The sequence below is a fragment of the Streptomyces sp. NPDC030183 genome (genome assembly GCF_055573455.1).
Genome location: NZ_JBVIBK010000010.1, coordinates 82,499 through 105,037, shown reverse-complemented (window position 1 = coordinate 105,037; position 22,539 = coordinate 82,499). Strand labels below are relative to the sequence as shown.

23 protein-coding genes are annotated in these 22,539 nt (G+C 70.1%); 14 read left to right on the top strand and 9 right to left on the bottom strand.

Going from position 1 to position 22,539, the window contains the following annotated elements; translation table 11 throughout:
* Nucleotides 1-112 precede the first annotated feature (112 nt).
* From ACZ4Z2_RS14230 to ACZ4Z2_RS14215, 4 genes are all read right to left on the bottom strand, one after another.
* Complete coding sequence (locus ACZ4Z2_RS14230; protein ID WP_468075658.1) at nucleotides 113-688, bottom strand: TerD family protein; 576 nt, start codon at nucleotides 686-688, stop codon at nucleotides 113-115.
* Nucleotides 689-815: 127 nt separating this feature from the next.
* A complete protein-coding gene (locus tag ACZ4Z2_RS14225; protein WP_468075656.1) occupies nucleotides 816-1,391 on the bottom strand; it encodes a TerD family protein in 576 nt (191 codons plus the stop codon).
* Nucleotides 1,392-1,504: 113 nt separating this feature from the next.
* The gene (locus tag ACZ4Z2_RS14220) at nucleotides 1,505-1,963 is read right to left on the bottom strand and encodes a peroxiredoxin (RefSeq protein ID WP_468075654.1); all 459 of its coding nucleotides are present in this window, start codon (nucleotides 1,961-1,963) and stop codon (nucleotides 1,505-1,507) included.
* A gap of 190 nt (nucleotides 1,964-2,153) precedes the next feature.
* Nucleotides 2,154-2,594, bottom strand: a complete 441-nt coding sequence (locus ACZ4Z2_RS14215) for a DUF3052 domain-containing protein (RefSeq protein WP_055520217.1) — start codon at nucleotides 2,592-2,594, stop codon at nucleotides 2,154-2,156.
* A gap of 402 nt (nucleotides 2,595-2,996) precedes the next feature.
* Between ACZ4Z2_RS14215 and aceE the strand changes: the two genes are divergently transcribed.
* Nucleotides 2,997-5,744 carry a pyruvate dehydrogenase (acetyl-transferring), homodimeric type gene (gene aceE / locus ACZ4Z2_RS14210; RefSeq protein ID WP_468075652.1) on the top strand — a complete coding sequence of 916 codons (2,748 nt, stop codon included), beginning with the start codon at nucleotides 2,997-2,999 and terminating at the stop codon, nucleotides 5,742-5,744.
* Nucleotides 5,745-5,815: 71 nt separating this feature from the next.
* Complete coding sequence (locus ACZ4Z2_RS14205; RefSeq protein ID WP_468075650.1) at nucleotides 5,816-6,571, top strand: potassium channel family protein; 756 nt, start codon at nucleotides 5,816-5,818, stop codon at nucleotides 6,569-6,571.
* 306 nt (nucleotides 6,572-6,877) lie between these two features.
* On the opposite strand, the gene ACZ4Z2_RS14200 is transcribed toward ACZ4Z2_RS14205, so the two are convergent.
* Together ACZ4Z2_RS14200 and ACZ4Z2_RS14195 are read right to left on the bottom strand one after the other, a co-directional pair.
* Nucleotides 6,878-7,183 (bottom strand): small hydrophobic protein, encoded by a 306-nt coding sequence (locus ACZ4Z2_RS14200; RefSeq protein ID WP_468075648.1) that lies wholly within the window; start codon nucleotides 7,181-7,183, stop codon nucleotides 6,878-6,880.
* Between the two features lie 281 nt (nucleotides 7,184-7,464).
* Complete coding sequence (locus ACZ4Z2_RS14195) at nucleotides 7,465-9,090, bottom strand: MFS transporter (protein WP_468075646.1); 1,626 nt, start codon at nucleotides 9,088-9,090, stop codon at nucleotides 7,465-7,467.
* 101 nt (nucleotides 9,091-9,191) lie between these two features.
* Between ACZ4Z2_RS14195 and ACZ4Z2_RS14190 the strand changes: the two genes are divergently transcribed.
* The 3 genes from ACZ4Z2_RS14190 (at nucleotide 9,192) to ACZ4Z2_RS14180 (ending at nucleotide 12,111) form a co-directional block, all read left to right on the top strand.
* A complete protein-coding gene (locus ACZ4Z2_RS14190; RefSeq protein ID WP_468075644.1) occupies nucleotides 9,192-9,851 on the top strand; it encodes a TetR family transcriptional regulator in 660 nt (219 codons plus the stop codon).
* A 124-nt stretch (nucleotides 9,852-9,975) separates the two neighbouring features.
* Entirely contained in the window at nucleotides 9,976-11,184 is a 1,209-nt protein-coding gene (locus tag ACZ4Z2_RS14185; RefSeq protein ID WP_468075642.1) for an alpha/beta hydrolase, read from the top strand.
* Nucleotides 11,185-11,259: 75 nt separating this feature from the next.
* On the top strand, nucleotides 11,260-12,111 hold the full coding sequence (locus tag ACZ4Z2_RS14180; RefSeq protein WP_468075641.1) for a DUF4429 domain-containing protein: 852 nt from the start codon (nucleotides 11,260-11,262) through the stop codon (nucleotides 12,109-12,111).
* 8 nt (nucleotides 12,112-12,119) lie between these two features.
* Here ACZ4Z2_RS14180 and ACZ4Z2_RS14175 read toward each other — a convergent pair whose 3' ends face one another.
* Both ACZ4Z2_RS14175 and ACZ4Z2_RS14170 read right to left on the bottom strand, forming a co-directional pair.
* A complete protein-coding gene (locus ACZ4Z2_RS14175; RefSeq protein ID WP_468075640.1) occupies nucleotides 12,120-13,160 on the bottom strand; it encodes an aldo/keto reductase in 1,041 nt (346 codons plus the stop codon).
* Nucleotides 13,157-13,633 carry a MerR family transcriptional regulator gene (locus tag ACZ4Z2_RS14170; RefSeq protein WP_468075638.1) on the bottom strand — a complete coding sequence of 159 codons (477 nt, stop codon included), beginning with the start codon at nucleotides 13,631-13,633 and terminating at the stop codon, nucleotides 13,157-13,159. Before ACZ4Z2_RS14170 ends, ACZ4Z2_RS14175 begins: the two co-directional genes overlap by 4 nt.
* Before the next feature lie 97 nt (nucleotides 13,634-13,730).
* On the opposite strand from ACZ4Z2_RS14170, the gene ACZ4Z2_RS14165 reads away from it, so the two are divergent.
* From ACZ4Z2_RS14165 to ACZ4Z2_RS14145, 5 genes are all read left to right on the top strand, one after another.
* Nucleotides 13,731-14,210, top strand: a complete 480-nt coding sequence (locus tag ACZ4Z2_RS14165) for a GNAT family N-acetyltransferase (protein WP_468075970.1) — start codon at nucleotides 13,731-13,733, stop codon at nucleotides 14,208-14,210.
* A gap of 10 nt (nucleotides 14,211-14,220) precedes the next feature.
* The gene (locus tag ACZ4Z2_RS14160) at nucleotides 14,221-15,042 is read left to right on the top strand and encodes a serine hydrolase domain-containing protein (protein ID WP_468075636.1); all 822 of its coding nucleotides are present in this window, start codon (nucleotides 14,221-14,223) and stop codon (nucleotides 15,040-15,042) included.
* Nucleotides 15,043-15,164: 122 nt separating this feature from the next.
* A complete protein-coding gene (locus ACZ4Z2_RS14155) occupies nucleotides 15,165-16,013 on the top strand; it encodes a helix-turn-helix domain-containing protein (RefSeq protein ID WP_468075634.1) in 849 nt (282 codons plus the stop codon).
* Entirely contained in the window at nucleotides 15,973-16,170 is a 198-nt protein-coding gene (locus ACZ4Z2_RS14150) for a DUF397 domain-containing protein (RefSeq protein WP_468075632.1), read from the top strand. Before ACZ4Z2_RS14155 ends, ACZ4Z2_RS14150 begins: the two co-directional genes overlap by 41 nt.
* 125 nt (nucleotides 16,171-16,295) lie before the next feature.
* Entirely contained in the window at nucleotides 16,296-18,095 is a 1,800-nt protein-coding gene (locus tag ACZ4Z2_RS14145) for a serine/threonine-protein kinase (protein ID WP_468075968.1), read from the top strand.
* A 6-nt stretch (nucleotides 18,096-18,101) separates the two neighbouring features.
* On the opposite strand, the gene ACZ4Z2_RS14140 is transcribed toward ACZ4Z2_RS14145, so the two are convergent.
* Complete coding sequence (locus ACZ4Z2_RS14140; protein ID WP_468075966.1) at nucleotides 18,102-18,761, bottom strand: pirin family protein; 660 nt, start codon at nucleotides 18,759-18,761, stop codon at nucleotides 18,102-18,104.
* A gap of 125 nt (nucleotides 18,762-18,886) precedes the next feature.
* Between ACZ4Z2_RS14140 and fasR the strand changes: the two genes are divergently transcribed.
* The 4 genes from fasR to ACZ4Z2_RS14120 all read left to right on the top strand — a co-directional run bounded on the left by fasR (nucleotide 18,887) and on the right by ACZ4Z2_RS14120 (nucleotide 22,518).
* Nucleotides 18,887-20,089, top strand: coding sequence for a fatty acid biosynthesis transcriptional regulator FasR (fasR, locus tag ACZ4Z2_RS14135; protein ID WP_468075630.1), 1,203 nt, complete (start codon nucleotides 18,887-18,889; stop codon nucleotides 20,087-20,089).
* 89 nt (nucleotides 20,090-20,178) lie between these two features.
* A complete protein-coding gene (locus ACZ4Z2_RS14130; RefSeq protein WP_468075628.1) occupies nucleotides 20,179-21,117 on the top strand; it encodes an ACP S-malonyltransferase in 939 nt (312 codons plus the stop codon).
* Nucleotides 21,118-21,138: 21 nt separating this feature from the next.
* The gene (locus ACZ4Z2_RS14125) at nucleotides 21,139-22,170 is read left to right on the top strand and encodes a beta-ketoacyl-ACP synthase 3 (protein WP_468075626.1); all 1,032 of its coding nucleotides are present in this window, start codon (nucleotides 21,139-21,141) and stop codon (nucleotides 22,168-22,170) included.
* A gap of 99 nt (nucleotides 22,171-22,269) precedes the next feature.
* Nucleotides 22,270-22,518: an acyl carrier protein gene (locus tag ACZ4Z2_RS14120; protein WP_007381745.1), complete on the top strand. Its 249-nt coding sequence runs from the start codon at nucleotides 22,270-22,272 to the stop codon at nucleotides 22,516-22,518.
* Nucleotides 22,519-22,539: the final 21 nt, after the last annotated feature.

Genomic DNA, 22,539 nt, shown 5'->3' with positions numbered 1-22,539 from the left:
GTACGGGGTTCCCCCGCGCCGCGCGCGGCTTTACCAAACATTGACTCCGAAGCCGAAGTCTAGTCGGGCACCCCTCGTTCCCCACCAGGCCCCAGGTTTTGCGCATATAGCGCTACGACACGTTGACGCCGAAGTCCAGGGCGATACCGCGCAGACCCGACGCGTACCCCTGTCCGACCGCGCGGAACTTCCATTCCCCGCCATAGCGGTAGACCTCGCCGAAGATCATGGCGGTCTCGGTGGAGGCGTCCTCCGAGAGGTCGTAGCGGGCCAGTTCCTGGCCGTCGAGCTGGTTCACGACGCGGATGAAGGCGTTGCTGACCTGTCCGAAGGACTGGCCGCGGTTGTCCGCGTCATGGATGGAGACCGGAAACACGATCTTGTCGACGGCGGCGGGCACCCGGGAGAGGTCGACGATGATCGACTCGTCGTCGCCGTCCCCCTCGCCGGTGAGGTTGTCACCGGTGTGCTCCACCGAGCCGTCGGGGCTCGTCAGGTTGTTGTAGAAGACGAACCACTCGTCCCCCAGCACCCGGCCCCCCTGGCACAGCAGCGCACTGGCGTCGAGATCGAAAGGGGCTCCGGTGGTGGTCCGGACGTCCCAGCCGAGCCCGACCATCACCTGAGTGAGGTTCGGCGCGGCCTTGGAGAGGGAGACATTGCCTCCCTTGGCGAGCGTGACGCCCATGGTGCTGGTCCTCCCCGATGTCGAGCTTCGCGATTGTTCAGTTGTGGTGGCAGGAGCGCGTCCGGCGCCGCGGTCGGTGACGACAGCGGCGCCGGACCCGTGAGCCGGGTGGTTCTTCCCCGGTGGCTCAGACGTTCACACCGAAGTCCTGGGCGATACCGCGCAGGCCCGAGGCGTACCCCTGGCCGATGGCGCGGAACTTCCACTCGGCGCCGTGCCGGTACAGCTCGCCGAAGACCATGGCGGTCTCCGTCGAGGCGTCCTCGGAGAGGTCGTACCGGGCGATCTCGGCGCCGCCGGCCTGGTTCACCACGCGGATGAAGGCGTTGCGCACCTGGCCGAAGGACTGCTGGCGGTTCTCGGCGTCGTAGATCGAGACCGGGAAGACGATCTTCTCGATCTCGGCGGGGACGCCCGCGAGGTTGACCTTGATCTGCTCGTCGTCGCCCTCGCCCTCACCGGTGAGGTTGTCACCGGTGTGCTCCACGGAGCCGTCGGGGCTCTTCAGGTTGTTGAAGAAGACGAAGTTGGCGTCGGTGCCGACCTTGCCCGAGGAGTCCAGCAGCAGCGCGCTGGCGTCCAGGTCGAAGTCGGTGCCGGTCGTGGTGCGGACGTCCCACCCCAGACCGACGATGACCGCGGTCAGGCCCGGGGCCTCCTTGGTCAGCGATACGTTGCCGCCCTTGCTGAGGCTGACTCCCACGAAGTCCTCCCATAGATGTCAGGGGCGGGGAGCCCCGTCGTGCGTTGGTATCGGATCAACGTGTCGATCCTAGTGAGGGGTTCCCGAGAACCGCAGGGCTTGGAGCCGAAGAATCACAGGGTGTCGAGCGCGGCGACGTACTCGTTCAGGTCACGGGCGTCCGGCAGGGCGTTGACGACCGTCCAGCGGACGACGCCCTCCTTGTCGATGATGAACGTCCCGCGCACCGCGCAGCCCTTGTCCGCGTCGAAGACGCCGTAGGCGCGGGAGACCTCGCCGTGCGGCCAGAAGTCCGACAGCAGCGGGTACTCCAGCCGCTCCTGGTCGGCGAAGACCCGCAGGGTGTGGATCGAGTCGTTCGACACGGCCAGCAGCTGGACGTCGTCGTTGACGAACTTCGGCAGGTTGTCCCGCAGCTCGCACAGCTCGCCCGTGCACACCCCGGTGAAGGCGAACGGGTAGAAGAGCAGCACCACGTTCTTCTCACCGCGGAAGTCCGAGAGCTTCACCGTGGCGCCGTGGTTGTCCTTGAGCTCGAAGTCGGGTGCCTTGTCGCCGACCTGGATCGCCATGATTTCCTGCGTCCCTTCGTAGGGCTGTTCGGGTGACCCAGCCTACGCAGGGGCCGTCCGGGGAAAACGGAGCGCCCCTGGACGGACCCCCCGAGGGGGCGCCCGTCCAGGGGCGCGGGGAACTGCGCGACCGGCCACGACGACGCCGGGGCCACCGCGACGCAGCACCCACCGAGTGCTCAGGCGAACGTCACTTCTTGCCGGACTTCGCCGCCTTCGGTGTCACCAGACGGCTTCCGCTCCAGTCCTTGCCGACGCTGACGCTCTTCGACGCGGACAAACCCGCTGTCGTCGCGGCTTCCGAGATGTCACTGGGCTCCACATAGCCGTCCCGCCCGGTCTTGGGCGTCAGCAGCAGGATCGAGCCACCCTCCTCGATGTACGTGGTGGCGTCCACCAGCACATCGGTCAGGTCGCCGTCGTCGTCACGGAACCACAGCACGACGGCATCGGCCACGTCGTCGTAGTCCTCGTCGACGAGATCGCTGCCGATGACTTCCTCGATGGACTCGCGGAGCTCCTGGTCGACATCGTCGTCGTAGCCGATCTCCTGGACCACCTGCTCGGGCTGGAACCCCAGCCTCGCGGCAGGGTTCGTCCGCTCCTCCGCGTGGTCCGCGGTCGCGCTCACGGGTTGCCTCCTGATCATGTTTCGGGTGGGGTCGCCCCCGGGGAATCAGCCACGCGCGTACGCGAAGCGTTGGCCGTAGTCCACACGGGCCGGACGGATCGCGCAAGTACCCAGCCTGCGAGACCGCCGAAACGGTGACGATCCGGGCCGTGTCACCGCAACTCCAGGCATCGATTCCCGATGCCTCGTGACGCACACCACACCATTGTGTCCGGTTTGCGCATTCGGCAACCGCCCGGGGGTACGAGAGTCGCATGCCCTTCCTACTGTGACAGAGGGAGTGACCAGCTTGGTTACCTCTCGGTAGAGATGACGTTTGCGCCCCCGAGGTACACGATGGGGGGCGGTGCAGGCACCCAGAAGAACCCATGAAGAGTGGCCCTCTGACAGCTAAGGAACAGCGTGGCTTCCGGATCCGATCGCAATCCGATCATCATTGGCGGCCTTCCGAGTCAGGTCCCTGACTTCGATCCCGAGGAGACCCAGGAGTGGCTCGACTCGCTCGACGCCGCCGTGGACCAGCGCGGGCGTGAGCGCGCGCGCTACCTGATGCTCCGGCTCATCGAGCGGGCCCGCGAGAAGCGCGTGGCCGTGCCGGAGATGCGCAGCACGGACTACGTCAACACCATCGCCACCAAGGACGAGCCGTTCTTCCCGGGCAACGAGGAGATCGAGCGGAAGATCCTCAACGCCACGCGGTGGAACGCCGCCGTGATGGTGTCCCGGGCCCAGCGCCCGGGCATCGGCGTGGGTGGCCACATCGCGACCTTCGCGTCGTCCGCCTCCCTGTACGACGTGGGCTTCAACCACTTCTTCCGGGGCAAGGAGGAGGGCGACGGCGGCGACCAGATCTTCTTCCAGGGGCACGCCTCCCCCGGCATCTACGCCCGCGCGTTCCTGCTGGACCGGCTCGGCGAGCAGCAGCTCGACGCGTTCCGCCAGGAGAAGTCGAAGGCGCCGTACGGACTGTCCAGCTATCCGCACCCGCGGCTGATGCCGGACTTCTGGGAGTTCCCGACCGTCTCCATGGGTCTCGGGCCGCTCGGCGCGATCTTCCAGGCGCGGATGAACCGCTACATGGAGGCGCGCGGCATCGCGGACACCTCCAAGTCGCATGTGTGGGCGTTCCTCGGCGACGGCGAGATGGACGAGCCGGAGTCCCTGGGCCAGCTCACGCTCGCCGCCCGTGAGGGCCTCGACAACCTGACCTTCGTCGTCAACTGCAACCTCCAGCGCCTCGACGGCCCGGTGCGCGGCAACGGCAAGGTCATCCAGGAGCTGGAGTCGGTCTTCCGGGGCGCCGGCTGGAACGTGATCAAGCTGGTGTGGGACCGCACCTGGGACCCGCTGCTCGCCCAGGACCGCGACGGTGTGCTCGTCAACAAGATGAACACCACCCCGGACGGCCAGTTCCAGACGTACGCGACCGAGACCGGCGCGTACATCCGGGACCACTTCTTCGGCGGCGACCACCGGCTGCGGGCCATGGTCGAGAACATGACCGACGACCAGATCCTGCACCTGGGGCGCGGCGGTCACGACCACCGCAAGATCTACGCCGCGTACAAGGCGGCCGTGGAGCACAAGGGCCAGCCGACGGTCATCCTGGCCAAGACGATCAAGGGCTGGACGCTGGGGCCGAACTTCGAGGGCCGCAACGCCACGCACCAGATGAAGAAGCTGACGGTCGCCGACCTCAAGGGCTTCCGCGACCGGCTGCACCTGCCGATCTCCGACAAGGAGCTGGAGAGCGGGCTTCCGCCGTACTACCACCCCGGGCGGAACTCCGAGGAGATCCAGTACATGCACGACCGCCGCAAGGGGCTCGGCGGTTACGTGCCCACGCGGGTCGTGCGGTCGAAGCCGCTGCCGCTGCCGGACGACAAGACGTACGCGAGTGTGAAGAAGGGCTCCGGCCAGCAGTCGATCGCCACCACCATGGCGTTCGTACGACTGCTGAAGGACCTCATGCGGGACAAGGAGATCGGCAAGCGGTTCGTACTGATCGCGCCCGACGAGTACCGCACCTTCGGTATGGACTCGTTCTTCCCGAGCGCGAAGATCTACAACCCGCTCGGGCAGCAGTACGAGGCGGTCGACCGTGATCTGCTGCTCGCGTACAAGGAGTCCCCGACGGGGCAGATGCTGCACGACGGCATCTCCGAGGCGGGCTGCACGGCGTCGCTGATCGCGGCCGGTTCGGCGTACGCCACGCACGGCGAGCCGCTGATCCCGGTCTACGTCTTCTACTCGATGTTCGGCTTCCAGCGCACCGGCGACCAGTTCTGGCAGATGTCCGACCAGCTGGCGCGCGGCTTCGTCCTCGGGGCGACCGCCGGCCGTACGACGCTGACCGGTGAGGGTCTGCAGCACGCGGACGGGCACTCGCAGCTGCTGGCGTCCACCAACCCCGGCTGTGTCGCCTACGACCCGGCGTTCGGCTACGAGATCGCGCACATCGTGAAGGACGGTCTGCGCCGGATGTACGGCGAGACCGCCGACGGCAGGCCCGGCGAGGACGTCTTCTACTACCTCACGGTCTACAACGAGCCGATCCAGCACCCGGCCGAGCCCGCCGACGTGGACGTGGACGGCATCATCAAGGGCGTCTACCGCTTCAAGGCGGGCGAGTCCGGTGCCGTCCCGGCGCAGATCATCGCCTCCGGTGTCGCAGTGCCGTGGGCGGTCGAGGCGCAGCGCATCCTCGCCGCGGAGTGGAACGTCAGGGCGGACGTCTGGTCGGCGACCTCCTGGAACGAGCTGCGCCGCGAGGCGATCGAGGTGGAGCGGCACAACCTGCTCCACCCCGAGGAGGAGCAGCAGGTCCCGTACGTGACGCGGAAACTGAGCGGCGCCGAGGGTCCGTTCGTGGCCGTCTCCGACTGGATGCGGTCGGTCCCGGACCAGATCGCGCGCTGGGTGCCGGGCACGTACCAGTCGCTCGGCGCGGACGGGTTCGGCTTCGCGGACACGCGGGGCGCGGCCCGGCGGTACTTCCACATCGACGCCCAGTCGATCGTGGTCGCGGTGCTGACCGAGCTGGCGCGTGAGGGCAAGGTCGACCGGTCGGTCCTCAAGCAGGCCATCGACCGCTACCAGCTGCTGGACGTCTCCGCGGCCGACCCCGGCGCCGCCGGCGGCGACGCGTAGCACGGGGCAGACCGTCAAGGGGTGGTGAACCTGCGGGTTCACCACCCCTTCACGTTTCCTACGATGCGCCCATGAAGGAGCGAGTCGCCTCGGCACAGATCCGGTGGGAACAGAAGACGCAGCGGCCGCTGTTCGGCCTGGCCGCGGTGTTCGCCGTCGCGTACGCCGTGCCGATCGTCCGGCCGGACGCGAGCGCGGACGTGAGGTGGTGGTGCGACGTCGCCGAGTGGGCCGTGTGGGGGGCCTTCGCGCTCGACTACGCGATACGGCTCGGCCTCGCCGAGCGGCGGTGGGAGTTCGTGCGGTCGCGCTGGCTGGACCTGTGCGCGGTACTGCTGCCGATGGTCCAGCCGCTGCGGCTGCTCCGGCTGGTGGCGACGCTGCTGCTGGTCGGCCAGCGGGCGCGGATGGCCTCGCAGATAAGGCTCACGACCTATGTCGGCGGGTCGGTGATCGGTCTGCTGATGTTCGGATCGCTGGCCGTGCTGTCCGTGGAGCGGGACTCGCCGGACGGGAACATCGACACGCTGGGCGACGCCGTGTGGTGGTCGTTCACGACGATGACGACCGTGGGGTACGGGGATCACGCACCGACGACCGGGCTGGGGCGGGTGCTGGCGGTCGGGCTGATGCTGTCGGGGATCGCACTGCTGGGTGTGGTCACCGCGAACATCGCCGCGTGGTTCATAGCGCGGTTCGAGAAGGACGACGCGGAGGAGCGGCGGCAGACCGCGGCGATAGCGGAGCTGACCGAGGAGGTGCGGTTGCTGCGGGCCGAGGTGATGGCGCTGCGGTCGGGGCGGACGGTGCCGGAGCAGCGGCGCTGAGCGGGGTGCGGGGGCCGCGCGCCGGGGGCCGTGGGGGTGCGCGAGAGACGCCGAGGGCCGTGAGGGTGCGTCGAGAGACGCCGAGGGCCGTGAGGGTGCGCGAGAGACGCCGAGGGCCGTGAGGGTGCGTCGAGAGACGCCGAGGGCGGTGGGGGTGCGTGTGCTTGGGCGGGTGCGGGTCGCGTCGTGGCCGGTCGCGCAGTTCCCCGCGCCCCTGGGTCTGCATCACCCGCGCCCACTGGAAAAGGGCCCTCGGCTGTCGTTGCCGAGGGCCCCTGCCCTTTCCCCCCACTCCTGCGGGCCGATCTAGAAGAGTCCGGCCCCCGGAGTGGCTGTGCCGGCCAGCCAGAGGATGGCCAGGAGTGTGTCTATGGCACCCAGGACCACCGCGATCAGGGCGGGGACGGGGCGGGCGCCGGACCAGCTGCGGTTCATCGCGAGCCAGCCGCAGACGATCGCGACAGGTCCCAGGATGATCCCCAGGACGAAGAATCCCGCGATCGCGCAGATGACTCCGATGATGCCGAGGGTCGCGCGATCCGGCCCGGTCCGTGACCACGTCCGGCCACGTGAGCGGGGGCTCCTGCGCGTACTGTGTCCGAAACCCGCCATCGTCAACAACTCCCTGAACTCTGCCGTCAGTTCGGGTACGAAGTGGCGGGTACCCCCCGATGGGGGTTGAAACCACGAAGAGTTGACGGACGTGGCCGGGCGCGCCGCCCCCCTCCGGCAGCGCGCCCCCGGCCCCCGGTCCTCCACCGTCGAACACCCATGCCGTGCGGAGGACTTGACTTACTGTGACCTGCGGCGCGCGCCGGGTGGAAGCGATCTTCAGCCTTGTCACCCTGATAGGCGAACGGGGGCGGAAACCCGCGCGTGAAGCTCCAGAGGGGTCAGATGTGCGCCGCCCCGGCGCCCGCCTCCGCGTTCTCACCCCGCTTGGTCAGGAACGCGACCAGCACGGCGACGGCGGCCACCCCGGCGGCGACGAGGGACGCCAGCGCCATGCCCGACATGAACGTGTCGTGCGCGACCGCGGCGATCTTGGCGGCGATCTCCGGCGGGGTTCCCGGCGCGACCGGGGGCACACCGACCTGGACGGCCTCGGACGCCTGGTCGAGCTGGGCGCCCTTGAGCGGCGGGAGACCGGCGTCGGCCCAGTTGCCCGGTAGGTCGCCGTCGACCTTGGAGGCCATCACGGCGCCCAGGACGGCCGTACCGAGGCTGCCGCCGATCTGCATCGCGGCCTGCTGGAGACCGCCGGCGACACCGGACAGCTCCAGGGGCGCGTTGCCGACGATGACCTCGGTGGCGCCGACCATCACCGGGGCGAGGCCGAGGCCGAGGAGCGCGAACCAGAGGGACATCACGGCGCTGCCGGTGTCGGTCTCCAGCGTCGACATGCCGTACATGGCGATCGCGGTGCAGGCCATGCCGCCGGCCAGCGGGATACGCGGTCCGGACTTGGTGATCAGCGCGCCGGCCAGGGGCGAGCCGACGATCATCATGCCGGTGAGCGGCAGGAGGTGCAGCCCGGCGTCGATGGGGCTCATGCCGTGCACGTTCTGGAGGTAGAACGTCACGAAGAACAGGCCGCCCATGAAGGCGATGGCCATCAGGACCATCAGGACCACACCCGCGGACAGCGGTACGGAACGGAAGAGCCCCAGCGGGATCAGGGGCTCCTTCACCCTCGTCTCCCAGAGGGCGAACAGGGCGAACAGGGCGAGGGACGCCGCGACGAACGTCCATGTCAGGGCGTCGCCCCAGCCCCACTCGGGAGCCTTGATGAGCGCCCAGACCAGGCAGAACATGGCTCCGGAGAGCAGGGCTATGCCGAGGACGTCGAAGGAGCGCGGGGCGTTCTCGGCGCGGTGGTCGAGCAGGATCCACACGCCGAGGGCGACGGCGAGGACGCCGACGGGGACGTTGATCCAGAACACCGACTGCCAGCTGACGTTCTCGACGAGGAAGCCGCCGAGGATCGGGCCTCCCGCGGTGGAGGCGCCGATCACCATGCCCCAGATGCCGATCGCCATGTTGAGCTTCTCGGCGGGGAAGGTGGCGCGGAGCAGACCGAGCGCGGCCGGCATGAGCAGCGCGCCGAACAGGCCCTGGAAGACCCGGAAGGTCACCACGAAGGCGACCGAGTTCGACAGGCCGATGGCACCGGAGGCGGCGGCGAAGCCGACGACACCGATGAGGAAGGTCTGGCGGTGGCCGAAGCGGTCGCCCAGCTTGCCCGCGGTGATGAGGGTGACCGCCAGCGCGAGGAAGTACGCGTTGGTGATCCACTGGACCTCGGCGAAGCTCGCCTTGAGGTCGTCCGCGATGGCCGGGTTGGCGATGGCGACGATGGTGCCGTCGAGGGCGACCATCATGACGCCCACGGCAACGGTGAGGAGGGTGAGCCACGGGTGGCCGCGCAGGCCCCGCCCCTGGCTCGGAGCCGGGCCCGACGGGGATGCTGGTGCCTGGTCCCCCGGTCCCGTCTTGTCGACAGCGGTCTGACTAGTCATGCGGGGGAGGCTAGTGACAGCCACTGACAGTTGACAAACGAGTTCACAAGTCGGTAACTGTCACGTCACTCGGAGCACGGACCGGGTGGAGAAGAGGGTTCATGGAGACGGCGGCGGAGGCGACGGCGGCGGAACGGCCGGGGCTGCGCGAGCGGAAGAAGCAGCGCACCCACGACGCGCTGCTGCGGGCCGCCCTCGAACTGTTCACGACCCAGGGGTACGAGGCGACGACGGTCGACCAGATCGCCGAGGCCGTGGACGTCTCGCAGCGCACCTTCTTCCGCTACTTCGCCGGCAAGGAGGAGGCCGCCCTCGCGGTCATCGACCTCAGCCAGGAGCACTTCGTCGCCGCGCTGCGGGCCCGGCCCGCGCACGAGGCTCCGCTGGAGGCCCTGCGCAACGCCGTCCTGGAGGGCTGGGACGCCATCGGCGAGGCCGTCGCCCAGATCGTCCCCGTCGACCTGTTCCTGCGCGGCTACGGGATGATCGAGTCGACGCCCGCGCTGCTCGCCGCGCACCTGCGCCGCTCGGACGCGGTGGCCCGGGAGCTCGAGGCGATCGTCGCCGAGCGCGAAGGGCTCGATGTGCGCACCGACCCCCGGCCCCGGGTGGCGGTGGCGGTCTTCGCCGGGGTCATGCGGGTCACCGAGCGGCTGTGGGCCATGGGCGGCGACCTCAGCATGGAGGCGATGCGGGAACTGACCGCCGCGCATCTGGACGCGGTACGACCCTCACTCGCCGAGAAGTGGCGCACCGGCTGAAACCCCCTCATAACACCACCAGCACGATGTTCTCTGCGCACCATGCGGAACAGGTGTGCTTGAAACGTGATTCCCCTCACTCGGTTAACGCGAGACCCTTCCGTTCTCTTAGTGTGTCCTTTCAGTGACTTCCTTGGACTCTTCTCCGCAACTGAACGTCTGGCGCGCCCTGCTGGCGCTGGCCGTGGTCTTCGTGATGCTGGCGACCACCGGCTGGACGGCGATCCGCAGCCACAGCGGGGAGTCGCCGCTCCAGGCGTCGCTCTCCGCGTGGCGGCACGGACACCTCGACGGGCGGGAACTGCCCGACCCGGCGTCGTCCCCCCACCGGCTGACCGCCTTCTTCTCCTCCCTCTCCGAACGGCAGGAGCGACGGCTCGTCCACCGCTATCCGCTCGCGGTCGGCAACATGAACGGCGCCCCCGTCGAACTGCGCTACCGCGCCAACCGCATCGCGCTCCGGCAGCAGAACGCGCGGGAGCGGGAGCGCACACGGGACGAGCGGCTCTCCCCGAGCGGGCAGTACCAGGCGCTCCGGCGCATGCACCGCTTCGCCAGGCTGGCCGAGGAGGACCGGCAGATCCTCGCCTTCGACCCCGACGGCACCGGCCGGGTCGCCGAGGTCTTCGGCGACCTCGACCGGGCGGAGCGCGTCTCCGTCGTCGTCCCCGGCGTCGACACCAACCTCCTCAACTTCCAGCGCACCAACCGCAGGTACTCGGCGCCCGTCGGCATGGCCGAGGCGCTGTACCGGGCGGAGCGCACCGCGAGCCCCCGGACGCGCACGGCCGTGATCGCCTGGGCCGACTACACCGCGCCCGACGGCCTCGGGCTCGACTCGGCCACCGCGCTGCGCGCCGAGCAGGGCGCGATCCGGTTGAACTCCCTGGTCAGGGCGCTGCCCGGCGGGTCCACCGTCGCTCTGGTGTGCCACAGCTACGGCTCGGTGGTGTGCGGAGTCGCCGCGCGCTCACTGCCGTCGCGGGTGACCGACATCGCGGTCGCCGGCAGCCCTGGCATGCGGGCCGAGAAGGTGTCCTCACTGCGCACCTCGGCCCGGGTGTGGGCCATGCGGGACGCCGACGACTGGGTCCAGGACGTGCCGTACCTGGAGGTCGGCGGGCTCGGCCACGGCACCGACCCGATGTCGGCGGAGTTCGGGGCGCGGCTGCTGTCGGCGTCCAACGCCCAGGGGCACAGCGGCTACTTCGAGCCCGGGACCGTGAGCCTGTACAACTTCGCGGAGATCGGGATCGGCGCCTACGACTTGGTGGAGTGCGCGCGGAAGAACGACGGGTGCCGGGCGGGTCTGCCGGACGCCTCCGCGGCCTGACGCGCGTAGAGGCCGCAAAAGTGCGGTTCGCCACGGGTCGGGACTTCATCGCCCCGCCCGCATACGATGAGCCGCATGGGTGACGTACTGGCCGGATTTCATGCCGCCTGGGAGTTCGAGTCCGACTCCGTGCTCATCCGCTTCGAACGGGGGATCCGCACGCCGAAGCTGTTCCAGGCGCTCGGTGAGCGACGCGTCCCCCTGGAGGCGATCGCGGGGGTGACGCTGACACCGGGGAAGCGGGGCACCGTCGTACTGCGTGCCGTGCCGCGGCCGGGCGCCGACCCGCTGATGGAGGCGGCGGCGGACCAGCTCAAGGAGGGCTCCGATCCGTACCGGCTGGTGCTGCCGGCCGAGCGGGAGACCCTCGCCGAGTACTACGCGGACGAGTTGCGGGCGCGGCTGACCGGGTCGGGGCCGGCGGAGCGGTTCCTGGTGGCCGCGCCCGAGGTGCCGCTGCAGTTCAAGGCGTACGACGGGAAGGCGTCGTTCGACGGGCGGTCGGTGTCGTTCCGGTGGTCCTGGACGGGTGCCTCGTCGGCGAAGTGGAAGGCCGGGGACCAGAGTTTCTCCCTGCGGGACCTGAGCGGGGTCGAGTGGCGGTCGCCTGAGGTCTTCGAGGGGTATCTGCGGTTGCTGCGCCGGGACGCCGCCGGGGAGCGTCCTCCCCAGCCGGATCATGATCCGGCCGCGGTCGTGTTCGGGCTCGGGTACGGGCCGGTGCACGAGTCGTTGCCGTTCGCGGCGGCGGTGCTGGCGGCCGTGCGGGGTGCCGGGCCCGTGGAGGCGCTGCCCGCGGGGGCGCCGCGCCGGGATCCGGCCGACATCGCCGACCGGATCCGGCACCTGGGCGAGCTGCATCGAGCGGGGCTGGTCACGGACGAGGAGTTCAGCGTGAAGAAGGCGGAACTCCTCGCGGAGCTCTGAGACCCTGGTTACTCCCGGCCCGCCGAGGTGAACCTCATGTCCGCGTAGCGGTCGCCCGCCACCTTGGCCGCTATCGGTTCCAGCAGCGCCACGTCCGCCTCGGTCAGGGTGAGCCCCGCCGCCGCGGCGTTCTCCTCCACCCTCGCCGGCCTGCGGGTGCCCGGGATCGGGATCACCGGGAGGTCGTGCACGGACGTCTGGTGGTGGACCCAGGCGAGGGCAACCTGGCCGAGGGAGGCGCCGTGGGCCTCGGCGACCTGGCGGACCGGGTCGAGCAGGGCCGCGTTGGCGGTGGCGTTGTCGCCGGTGAAGCGGGGCTGGTGGCGGCGGAAGTCGTCGGCGGTCAGCTCCTCGGCCCTGGCGAAGGAACCGGTGAGGAAGCCCCGGCCGAGCGGGGAGTACGCCACGAGGGCCACGTCGAGGTCGCGGGCCGCGGGGACCACGGTGTCCTCGATGTCGCGGCTGAAGAGCGACCACTCGGACTGGAGGGCGGCGATGGGGTGCACGGCGTGCGCGGCGCGGAGTTCGGCGGCCGTGACCTCGCTGAGCCCCAGGTGCTTCACCTTGCCCTCGCGGACCAGTTCGGCCATGACGCCGACGGTCTCCTCGATGGGGACGCTCACGTCCCGGCGGTGCATGTAGTAGAGGTCGATCACCTCGACGTCGAGCCGGCGCAGACTGCCCTCGACGGACTCGCGGATGTGCGGGGCGTCGTTGCGGATGATCCGCCTGGTCGGGTCGTCCGGGTGCACGGCGAGGCCGAACTTCGTGGCGATGACGACGTCGTCGCGGTGCGCCTTGAAGAACGGGGAGAGGAACCTCTCGTTCTCCCCCGCCCCGTAGGCGTGGGCCGTGTCGTAGAGGGTGACACCCAGCTCCAGCGCCCGCTCAAGGGTGGCCCGGGACTCCGCCGCGTCCGAGGGGCCGTAGGCGAAGCTCATGCCCATGCAGCCGAGGCCCTGTACGCCGACCTCGGGGCCGTTCGCTCCCAGTCGTGCCTTCGCGATCGTGCGGTTCGAGTCGTTCGAGCCGTTCACGCCGTTCGTCATGAGGCCCTCTCCGACGCCAGGGCCTGCCCGGCGTCCGCGTAGAAATTGATCTTCCGGTCGAGCACGGCCAGGGTGTCCTGGAGCTCGGCGATCCGGGACAGGACGTCGTCCCGGGTCGACTTGAGCAGGTCGAACCGCTCGGCGTAGGTGTGGTCGCCCTCGCGCACCAGCTCCGCGTACCGGACCATGTCGGCGACCGGCATGCCGGTGAGCCGGAGCTTGCCGACGAGGTCGAGCCAGTCGAGGTCCCGGTTGCGGTAGCGGCGCTGGCCGGTGTGCGAGCGGTCGATGTGCGGCATCAGGCCGATCCGCTCGTACCAGCGCAAAGTGTGCGCCGTCAGACCGGTGAGGGTGACGACCTCGCTGATCGTGTACTTGTCCTGCCCGTCCGGCCGCCGGGGTTGCCGGGGCGGACCTGCACAACTGTCGGTACTGGCAGCACTGGTGGCACTCGTGGTCTCCATCACCGTCATGCCCTCCACGCTAAAACCCTGGAGTGCGCTCCAAGCAAGCGAATACGGTGAGAAAACATGAGGACGTGACATGAGCCCGCTGGCTAGCGTGCGGGGCATGGGTCTCGTACGACGTGCCACGGACGGGGACGCGGCGGAAGTGCTCCGGCTGCGTCAGGTGATGATCGACTCCTTGGCCGGGACGCCCGGCGCCACGGACTGGCACGCCGCGTCACTGCCCTCACTGACCGCCGAACTCGCCCGCCCCGACGGCCGGTTCGCCGCGTTCGTCGTCGACTTCCCCGGACGGGCGGGCACGTTGGCCGCGCTGGTCGCCGGGGCGCTGGAGTACCGGATCGGGCGGGCCGGCAATCCGCACGGACTGATCGGGTACGTCTTCAGCGTCGCCACCGACCCGGACGCCCGCCGCCGGGGGTACGCCCGCGCGTGCATGGAGGAGCTGCTGGACTGGTTCCGGGAACGGGGCGCCGGGTATGTCATGCTCACCGCGTCGCCGGACGCCGAGCCGCTCTACGCGTCGATGGGGTTCACCCGGGACACGGACCCCTCGATGCGTCTGCTCCTCGGGCCCGCATAGGCTCATCCGCATGTCCTTGCAGAGCCTCGCCCAGATCGAGAACTGGCCGGTCCCCACGGCCGCCGCGGCCGTCGTCCGGGCGGACGGCACCGTCCTCGGGTCGCACGGCCCCACCGGACACCGTTTCCCCCTGGCCTCGGTCACCAAGCCGCTCGCCGCGTACGCGGTGCTCGTCGCGTACGAGGAGGGGGCGATCGAGCTGGACGAACCGGCCGGGCCCGCGGGGGCGACCGTACGGCATCTGCTGGCGCACACCTCGGGGCTGGCCTTCGACGAGCACCGGGCGATGTCGGCGCCCGGTGAGCGGCGCCTGTACTCCAACGCCGGGTTCGAGGTGCTCGGGGACCATGTGGCGAAGGCGACGGACATCCCGTTCGCCGAGTACCTCCGGCAGGCGGTGCTCGCGCCGCTGGGGATGACCGCGACCACCCTCGACGGGTCACCGGCCAAGGACGGCGTGTCCACCGTCGACGACCTCGTCCGGTTCGCCGCCGAGGTGCAGGCGCCCCGGCTGCTCGACCCGCGCACGGTCGCCGAGGCGATGACCGTGCAGTACCCCGGCACGAAGGGCGTGCTGCCGGGCTACGGACACCAGAACCCCAACGACTGGGGCCTCGGCTTCGAGATCCGGGACTCCAAGTCCCCGCACTGGACCGGGACGGCGTCGTCGCCCGGCACCTTCGGCCACTTCGGTCAGTCGGGCACGTTCCTGTGGATCGACCCGGCGGCGGGCCTGGCCTGCGTCGCCCTGACGGACCGGGCGTTCGGCCCGTGGGCGATCGAGGCGTGGACACCGTTCACGGACGCGGTACTCACGGAGTCGCGGGGCTGAGGTATGCCCCGGCACCGGCGGGACGATTGCGTGATTCACACCACCGAGGCGCGACGCTTCGCTTACGCTCGATCACGCAACGAGACGAACGCCGCGAGGCGTTGGAGGCCGGAGGCACCGTAGTGGCCAACATCCAATCGCTCGATCCCAGCGCTTCCCCACTCGACTACTACGGCTGGGAGCTCCGCCGGCAGCGCGAGGCACACGGCCTCAGGCAAAGCCAGCTCGGCGACATCATCTTCTGCACGGGCTCGCTGATCGGACAGATCGAAACCACGAAGAAGGTGCCCACCCGCGAATTCTCCGAGCGGGTGGACGCGGCACTCGGCACGGACGGCGTCTTCTCCCGGCTCATCGGCCTCGTGCTGCGCAGCCAACTGCCCAGCTGGTTCCAGCCGTACGCGGAGATGGAGGCGAAGGCCACCTACATCTCCACGTACCAGGCGCAGGTGGTGTACGGCCTGTTGCAGACGGAGGAGTACGCGCGGGCGGTACTGGCCACCGGCATGCCGGACGACCTGGACAGCCTGGTCGCGGCCCGGATGGAGCGCCAGCGCATCCTGGAGAGGGAGCAGCCGCCGCTGGCCTGGGCGATCCTCGACGAGGCGGTGCTGCACCGGCCCATCGGTGGCCGCGAGGTCATGCGGGGGCAACTGGCCCGGCTGTTGGAGTTCACCGGGCACCGGTGGATGCGGGTGCAGGTGTTGCCGAACGTGGCGGGTGAACACGCGAGTCTGGACGGGGCGTTCAACCTCCTCCGTTTCGAGGACGACCCGGACATCATCTACACGGAGGACCTCATCTCCGGCCATATGACAGCCGACCCGGCCGCCATCAGGGAGGCCGCACGCCGTTACGCTCATCTCCAGGCCGCCGCTCTGTCCGTTGAGGCTTCGGCGGCGTTGATCACCCGTGTGATGGAGGAGCGTTATGGAGCACAGCCCCGACCTGACGAAAGCACGGTGGCGTAAGTCCAGCTTCAGCGGAAGCACCGGCGGCGACTGCGTCGAGGTGGCCGACGGCTTCCCCGGCGCGGTCCCCGTGCGCGACAGCAAGAACGCCGGTGGCTCCGTCCTGCTCGTCGGCCCGGACGCCTGGCGGACCTTCGTGGACGCGCTGCGCCGGTAGAGCGCACCGGACACGGTGCTCGCCGGGACGCACGATAACTGCGCCCTCCGAGAAGGCTGTTGATCCACTCGGATAACCTCCCCATGCACACACGCCACAGCAGACGCGGAACCTCGGGGGAGACGATGGGCGAGGTACGAGTGGGCGGGCAGTTCCGTCCCCTGGACGACAGCGATCCGAAAACCGTGGCGGGTTACCGGCTCGCCGCCCGCCTCGGCTCGGGCGGCATGGGCACGGTCTATCTGTCGTACACACCCGGCGGGCACCCCATCGCCCTCAAGACGATCCGGCGGGAACTGAGCGAGGATCCCGAATTCCGCCGCCGGTTCCGGCAGGAGGTGCAGGCCGCCCAGCGGGTGCAGGGCCTGTACACCGCTCCGGTCATCGACTACGACACCGAGGGCGACCGGCCGTGGCTGGCCACCGCCTATGTGCCCGGTCCGTCGCTGCACTCCGCCGTCGCCGAGCACGGCGCGCTGCCGGTCACCTCCGTCCTGCTGCTGCTCGCCGGGGTCGCGGAAGCGCTGAAGGTCATCCACACGGCCGGCATCGTCCACCGCGACCTCAAGCCCACCAACGTGCTGCTCACCTCCGACGGCCCCCGGGTCATCGACTTCGGCATCGCGCGTGCCGCCGACGCCACCGCCCTCACCGGCACGGGCGTGTCCATCGGCACCCCGGCGTTCATGTCCCCCGAGCAGGCGGCCGGCAAGCCCATCACGCCCGCGTCGGACGTGTTCGCGCTGGGCCAGGTGGCGGCGTACGCGGGGCGGGGCAGCGGCGCGTACGGCGACGGGCCCTCGCACGCCGTGCTGTACCGCATCGTCCACGAGGCGCCGGACCTCTCCGGACTCCCCGGCGAACTCGGCTTCGTCGAGCGCTGCCTGGCGAAGAACCCCGAGGACCGGCCCTCGCCGGAAGAGGTCATCGCGTTGTGCCAGAAGGCCTCGCCCGAACCGTTGGTCCAGTCCGGCACCTGGCTGCCGGAGGCGATCGACGCCGACATCACGCGCCGGGTCTCGGCGTCGGCGGAGTTGCTGGCGGCGGGGACCACGGCAGCGGAGCCACCGACCCGCGTGCTCCCGCCGGCTCCGCCCACAGCCCCGGTGACCCAGCAGGACGTCGGGGCCGCCGACCGGGCCGCGCCGCCGGTGCACGCGGCGCCGACCATGTACGCCGGGCGTGCCGCCCCGGCGACCCCGCCCGCGCCCCAGCCCATCGCCTATGTCGCGCAGCCGGTGCCGAACCCCATGCCGACACACCGGACGCCGTATCCGCAACAGCCGCAGATGTGGCACCCGCAGCCCCCGCCGCGCCCCCTTCCCCTTCCGCCGCCCAGGAACAGCGTCGGCAAGTGGCTCGCCATCGGCGTCGCGACCCTGTCCGTCCTGATGTGGCTCGGTGGCTGCGCGGCGTTCATCCAGTCGTTCGACGGCTCGTCGGACGACTCCGCGAGCGGCTCCGGAAACACCAGCGCCAAGCCGCTGCCCGACCCGAAGCCGCTTACGTACAAGGGTGTCGACATCCCCAAAGGCTATTTCGTCCGCTTCTCCGACTCGCCTCTCAACCCGTTGGACGGTTCCGGCGACGCGTGGGCGAATGACGCCAGCGACATCTTCTACGACGACAAGTGGTACGTGTCCGAAGACGAGTCAGCAGTCCTGGGTAGTAGTGGTGAGAAGATCGTCCTGCTGAACAATGCGCAACAGGGCTCGCTCAAGACCTGCCGCAACGAGACGAGGTATGCCAAGAACGTCTCACTCTCACAGATCACCGAGGGTTCCCAGATGTGCGTGCACTCCCGTTCAGGGCATATCGCCCTGATTACGTTCAAAGGCCTGGCGCCGGAGTCCGACCCCAGCGACTACGTCACGCTGAACATCACGCTGTGGCGCAACGCAGAGGAACCGAGCAGCGACAGCTGACCGCTTTCATTCCGCCAGTTCCCACACGAGCACCTCGACGGTGGCAGTGACGGCGACCAGCTCCAGCCCCTTCTCGTCCTCCGCCCGTACCGAGTCGCCGGGCCCCAGTTCATGCGGCCCGAGGCGGACCGCGCCGCGGATGACGTGGACATATGTGCGAGGCGCGTCCGGTACGGCGGTGCGCTCGCCCGGTTCGGTCAGGCGCCGTACGTGGAGCATGGCGGCGGCCTCCGGGACGGCGTACGGGGTGGAGTCGGCGATGCCGCGGACGATCTCGTAGGCGGGGTCGCCGCCGGGGTCGAGCGGGGCCAGCCACATCTGCACGAAGGTCACGGGGCCGGTGCCGTCGTTGCGTTCCACGTGGCGTACGCCGCCCGCCGAGCTGAGGCGCTGGACGTCGCCGGGGCGCACCACCGTCTCGTGGCCGGTGGTGTCGCGGTGGGTCAGCTCGCCCTCGACGACCCAGGTGACGATCTCGGTGTGGCTGTGCGGGTGCTCGTCGAACCCGGCGCCCGGCGCGAGCCGCTCCTCGTTGCACGCGATGACCGCCCCGAACCGGAGATTGTCCGGGTCGTAGTGCGCCCCGAACGAGAACGCGTGGAAGGAGGAGATACCCGCCGAGGGGTCTCCGCCCGGGTAGCGCTCGTCGGCGCGCCTTACGTCCATCACGCCCCCACGGTAGCCCCGGCCGGCGGCGCGGGGGCCCCAGGGCGCGGCCCCCGCTGACGCGCACCCCCAGCTCACGCACCCTACGACGCAAGCGGGCGCGGCGATAAGGCACTCTTGGTCCCGTGCCCGAACCAGAAGCCAGGAAGTCCGAGACCGCACCGTACGTCCACGCGCACTCCGCGACGTTGAAGCGGCTGGAGAAGTCGTCCGGAAGCCTCGCCGCGCAGGCCATCGCTCGGATGGACGAGACGCTGCCCTGGTACCGGGCGATGCCGCCCGAGAACCGGTCGTGGATCGGGCTGGTCGCCCAGGCGGGTATCGCGGCGTTCACGGAATGGTTCCGGCACCCGGACGCCCCCCAGGCGATCTCGACGGACGTGTTCGGGACCGCGCCGCGCGAGCTGACCCGGGCCATCACGCTCCGTCAGACCGTCGAGATGGTGCGGACGACCATCGAGGTCATGGAGTCCGCGATCGACGAGGTCGCGGCCCCCGGCGACGAGAGCGTGCTGCGCGAGGCGCTGCTCGTGTACGCGCGGGAGATCGCCTTCGCCACCGCCCAGGTGTACGCGCAGGCCGCCGAGGCCCGGGGCGCGTGGGACGCCCGCCTGGAGTCCCTGGTCGTGAACGCGGTGCTCAGCGGCGAGGCCGACGAGGGCGCGGTGAGCCGGGCCGCCGCCCTCGGCTGGAACTCGCCGGAGCATGTGTGCGTGGTCCTCGGCACGGCCCCCGACGGCGACAGCGAGCTGACCGTGGAGGCCATCCGCCGGGCGGCCCGGCACGCCAAGCTCCAGGTGCTGACGGGTGTGCTCGGCGACCGGCTCGTGGTGATCGCCGGCGGCAGCAACGACCCCTTGCAGGTGGCGAGGTCGCTGATCGGCCCGTACGCGGCGGGCCCGGTCGTGGCGGGGCCGATCGTGCCCGACCTGCTGGCCGCGACGCGGTCCGCGCAGGCGGCGGCCGCGGGGCTCAAGGCATGCTCCGCCTGGCAGGACGCGCCCCGGCCCGTGCTGGCGGACGATCTGCTGCCGGAGCGCGCGATCGCGGGCGACCCCAGTGCGCGCGAGCAGTTGGTGGAGGAGATCTACAGACCGCTGGAGGAGGCCGGCTCCGCGCTCCTGGAGACACTCAGCGTCTATCTCGAACAGGCGTCCAGTTTGGAGGGTGCGGCGCGGATGCTGTTCGTCCATCCCAACACCGTGCGCTACCGGCTTCGACGTGTGACTGACGTCACCGGCTGGTCGCCCTCCGATGTACGCTCTGCGTTCACGTTGCGGATCGCGTTGATCCTGGGGCGTCTGGTCGATGGGGATCACCAGCTCTAGGGTTTTGTCGAAGGGCTACAAAAGGCCCTGCTGTTCTTCGTCCCTGTCCTCACGGGCGGCCTCGGCCGTCCCCAAGAGAGAGTGTGAGAGTGCTCGTACTCGTCGCTCCCGGCCAGGGCGCCCAGACGCCCGGCTTCCTGAACCCCTGGCTCGAACTCCCCGGTGCCGCCGACCGCCTCGCCGCGTGGTCGGACGCCATCGGGCTCGACCTCGCCCACTACGGGACGCAGGCCGACGCCGACGACATCCGGGACACCGCCGTCGCCCAGCCGCTGCTGGTCGCCGCCGGACTGCTGTCCGCCGCCGCCCTCGGGGACGTCTCCCCCGGCGCGGTCGCGGGCCACAGCGTCGGTGAGATCACCGCCGCCGCCTTCGCCGGTGTCCTCGACGACACGGCCGCGCTGACCCTCGTGCGCAAGCGGGGTCTGGCGATGGCCGAGGCCGCCGCGATCACCGAGACCGGGATGTCCGCGCTGCTCGGCGGCGACCCCGAGACGACCGTGCCGCACCTGGAGAAGCTGGGGCTGACCCCGGCCAACATGAACGGCGCGGGCCAGATCGTGGCCGCGGGCACCCTGGAGCAGCTGGCCGCCCTGGCGGAGGACAAGCCCGAGGGCGTCCGCAAGGTCGTGGCGCTCAAGGTCGCCGGCGCCTTCCACACGCACCACATGGCCCCGGCCGTGGACACCCTGGCCAAGGCCGCCGAGGCCCTGACGCCCGGGGACCCGACCGTCACGTACGTCTCCAACAAGGACGGCCGGGCCGTCGCGACGGGCGCCGAGGTGCTCTCGCGGCTGGTCGGCCAGGTCGCCAACCCGGTCCGCTGGGACCTGTGCATGGAGACCTTCAAGGAGCTGGGCGTGACCGGTCTGATCGAGGTCTGCCCCGGCGGTACGCTCACCGGTCTCGCCAAGCGCGCGCTGCCCGGCGTGAAGACGGTGGCCCTGAAGACCCCCGACGACCTCGACGCCGCTCGTGAGCTCATCGCCGAGACATCGACACCTGCCGCTGACGCGGCGGGCGCCTGAGACCTTAGGAGCCAGACAGCAATGTCGAAGATCAGGCCGAGCAAGGGCGCCCCGTACGCACGCATCCTCGGCGTCGGCGGCTACCGCCCGGTCCGTGTGGTGCCCAACGACGTGATCCTGGAGCGGATCGACTCCTCCGACGAGTGGATCCGCTCCCGCTCCGGCATCGAGACCCGGCACTGGGCGAACGACGAGGAGACCGTCGCCGCCATGTCGATCGAGGCGTCCGGCAAGGCCATCGCGGACGCCGGCATCACCGCCGAGCAGATCGGCGCCGTGGTCGTCTCCACCGTCTCGCACTTCAGCCAGACCCCGGCCGTCGCCACGGAGATCGCCGACAAGCTCGGCACGGCGAAGGCCGCCGCCTTCGACATCTCCGCGGGCTGCGCGGGCTTCGGCTACGGCCTGACCCTCGCCAAGGGCATGGTCGTCGAGGGCTCCGCGGAGTACGTCCTCGTCATCGGCGTGGAGCGGCTGTCGGACCTCACCGACCTGGAGGACCGGGCCACCGCGTTCCTCTTCGGTGACGGCGCCGGCGCGGTCGTCGTCGGCCCCTCCCAGGAGCCGCACATCGGCCCCACGGTCTGGGGCTCCGAGGGCGACAAGGCCGGAACGATCAAGCAGACGGTGCCGTGGAACGAGTACCGGATCGGCGACGTCGCCCAGCTCCCGGTGGACAGCGAGGGCAACGTCAAGTTCCCCGCGATCACCCAGGAGGGCCAGGCGGTGTTCCGCTGGGCCGTGTTCGAGATGGCGAAGGTCGCCCAGCAGGCGCTGGACGCGGCCGGGATCAGCCCGGACGACCTGGACGTCTTCATCCCCCACCAGGCCAACGAGCGGATCATCGACTCGATGGTGAAGACACTCAAGCTGCCGGAGCACGTCACGGTCGCCCGTGATGTGCGCACCACCGGCAACACCTCGGCCGCCTCGATCCCGCTCGCGATGGAGCGGCTCCTGGCGACCGGAGAGGCGAAGAGCGGCGACACCGCGCTCGTCATCGGCTTCGGGGCGGGTCTCGTGTACGCAGCGACGGTCGTTACCCTCCCCTAGGCAACCGTTCCGGATCTTGCGATCCGGTGCGGTACAGCAACACCTGCCGCTGACGCGGCGGACGCCAACCCTCTGGATATCTACGAAGGAGCGCCTGACATGGCCGCCACTCAGGAAGAGATCGTCGCCGGTCTCGCCGACATCGTGAACGAGATCGCCGGCATCCCGGTCGAGGACGTCCAGCTGGACAAGTCCTTCACCGACGACCTGGACGTCGACTCCCTGTCCATGGTCGAGGTCGTCGTCGCCGCCGAAGAGCGCTTCGACGTCAAGATCCCGGACGACGACGTCAAGAACCTCAAGACCGTCGGCGACGCGACCGACTACATCCTCAAGCACCAGGCCTGATCCGCCGGGATCGGGCCGGTC

What these genes read in the sequence shown, in the direction of transcription:
- ACZ4Z2_RS14150 (WP_468075632.1), top strand. Translation starts at nt 15,973, where the DNA reads ATGGAGCACAGCCCCGACCTGACGAAAGCACGGTGGCGTAAGTCCAGC.
- ACZ4Z2_RS14220 (WP_468075654.1), bottom strand. Translation starts at nt 1,963, where the DNA reads ATGGCGATCCAGGTCGGCGACAAGGCACCCGACTTCGAGCTCAAGGAC.
- ACZ4Z2_RS14140 (WP_468075966.1), bottom strand. Translation starts at nt 18,761, where the DNA reads ATGGACGTAAGGCGCGCCGACGAGCGCTACCCGGGCGGAGACCCCTCG.
- ACZ4Z2_RS14200 (WP_468075648.1), bottom strand. Translation starts at nt 7,183, where the DNA reads ATGGCGGGTTTCGGACACAGTACGCGCAGGAGCCCCCGCTCACGTGGC.
- ACZ4Z2_RS14160 (WP_468075636.1), top strand. Translation starts at nt 14,221, where the DNA reads ATGTCCTTGCAGAGCCTCGCCCAGATCGAGAACTGGCCGGTCCCCACG.
- ACZ4Z2_RS14190 (WP_468075644.1), top strand. Translation starts at nt 9,192, where the DNA reads ATGGAGACGGCGGCGGAGGCGACGGCGGCGGAACGGCCGGGGCTGCGC.
- ACZ4Z2_RS14230 (WP_468075658.1), bottom strand. Translation starts at nt 688, where the DNA reads ATGGGCGTCACGCTCGCCAAGGGAGGCAATGTCTCCCTCTCCAAGGCC.
- ACZ4Z2_RS14165 (WP_468075970.1), top strand. Translation starts at nt 13,731, where the DNA reads ATGGGTCTCGTACGACGTGCCACGGACGGGGACGCGGCGGAAGTGCTC.
- ACZ4Z2_RS14170 (WP_468075638.1), bottom strand. Translation starts at nt 13,633, where the DNA reads ATGACGGTGATGGAGACCACGAGTGCCACCAGTGCTGCCAGTACCGAC.
- ACZ4Z2_RS14125 (WP_468075626.1), top strand. Translation starts at nt 21,139, where the DNA reads ATGTCGAAGATCAGGCCGAGCAAGGGCGCCCCGTACGCACGCATCCTC.
- ACZ4Z2_RS14175 (WP_468075640.1), bottom strand. Translation starts at nt 13,160, where the DNA reads ATGACGAACGGCGTGAACGGCTCGAACGACTCGAACCGCACGATCGCG.
- ACZ4Z2_RS14120 (WP_007381745.1), top strand. Translation starts at nt 22,270, where the DNA reads ATGGCCGCCACTCAGGAAGAGATCGTCGCCGGTCTCGCCGACATCGTG.
- ACZ4Z2_RS14145 (WP_468075968.1), top strand. Translation starts at nt 16,296, where the DNA reads ATGGGCGAGGTACGAGTGGGCGGGCAGTTCCGTCCCCTGGACGACAGC.
- ACZ4Z2_RS14195 (WP_468075646.1), bottom strand. Translation starts at nt 9,090, where the DNA reads ATGACTAGTCAGACCGCTGTCGACAAGACGGGACCGGGGGACCAGGCA.
- ACZ4Z2_RS14180 (WP_468075641.1), top strand. Translation starts at nt 11,260, where the DNA reads ATGGGTGACGTACTGGCCGGATTTCATGCCGCCTGGGAGTTCGAGTCC.
- ACZ4Z2_RS14205 (WP_468075650.1), top strand. Translation starts at nt 5,816, where the DNA reads ATGAAGGAGCGAGTCGCCTCGGCACAGATCCGGTGGGAACAGAAGACG.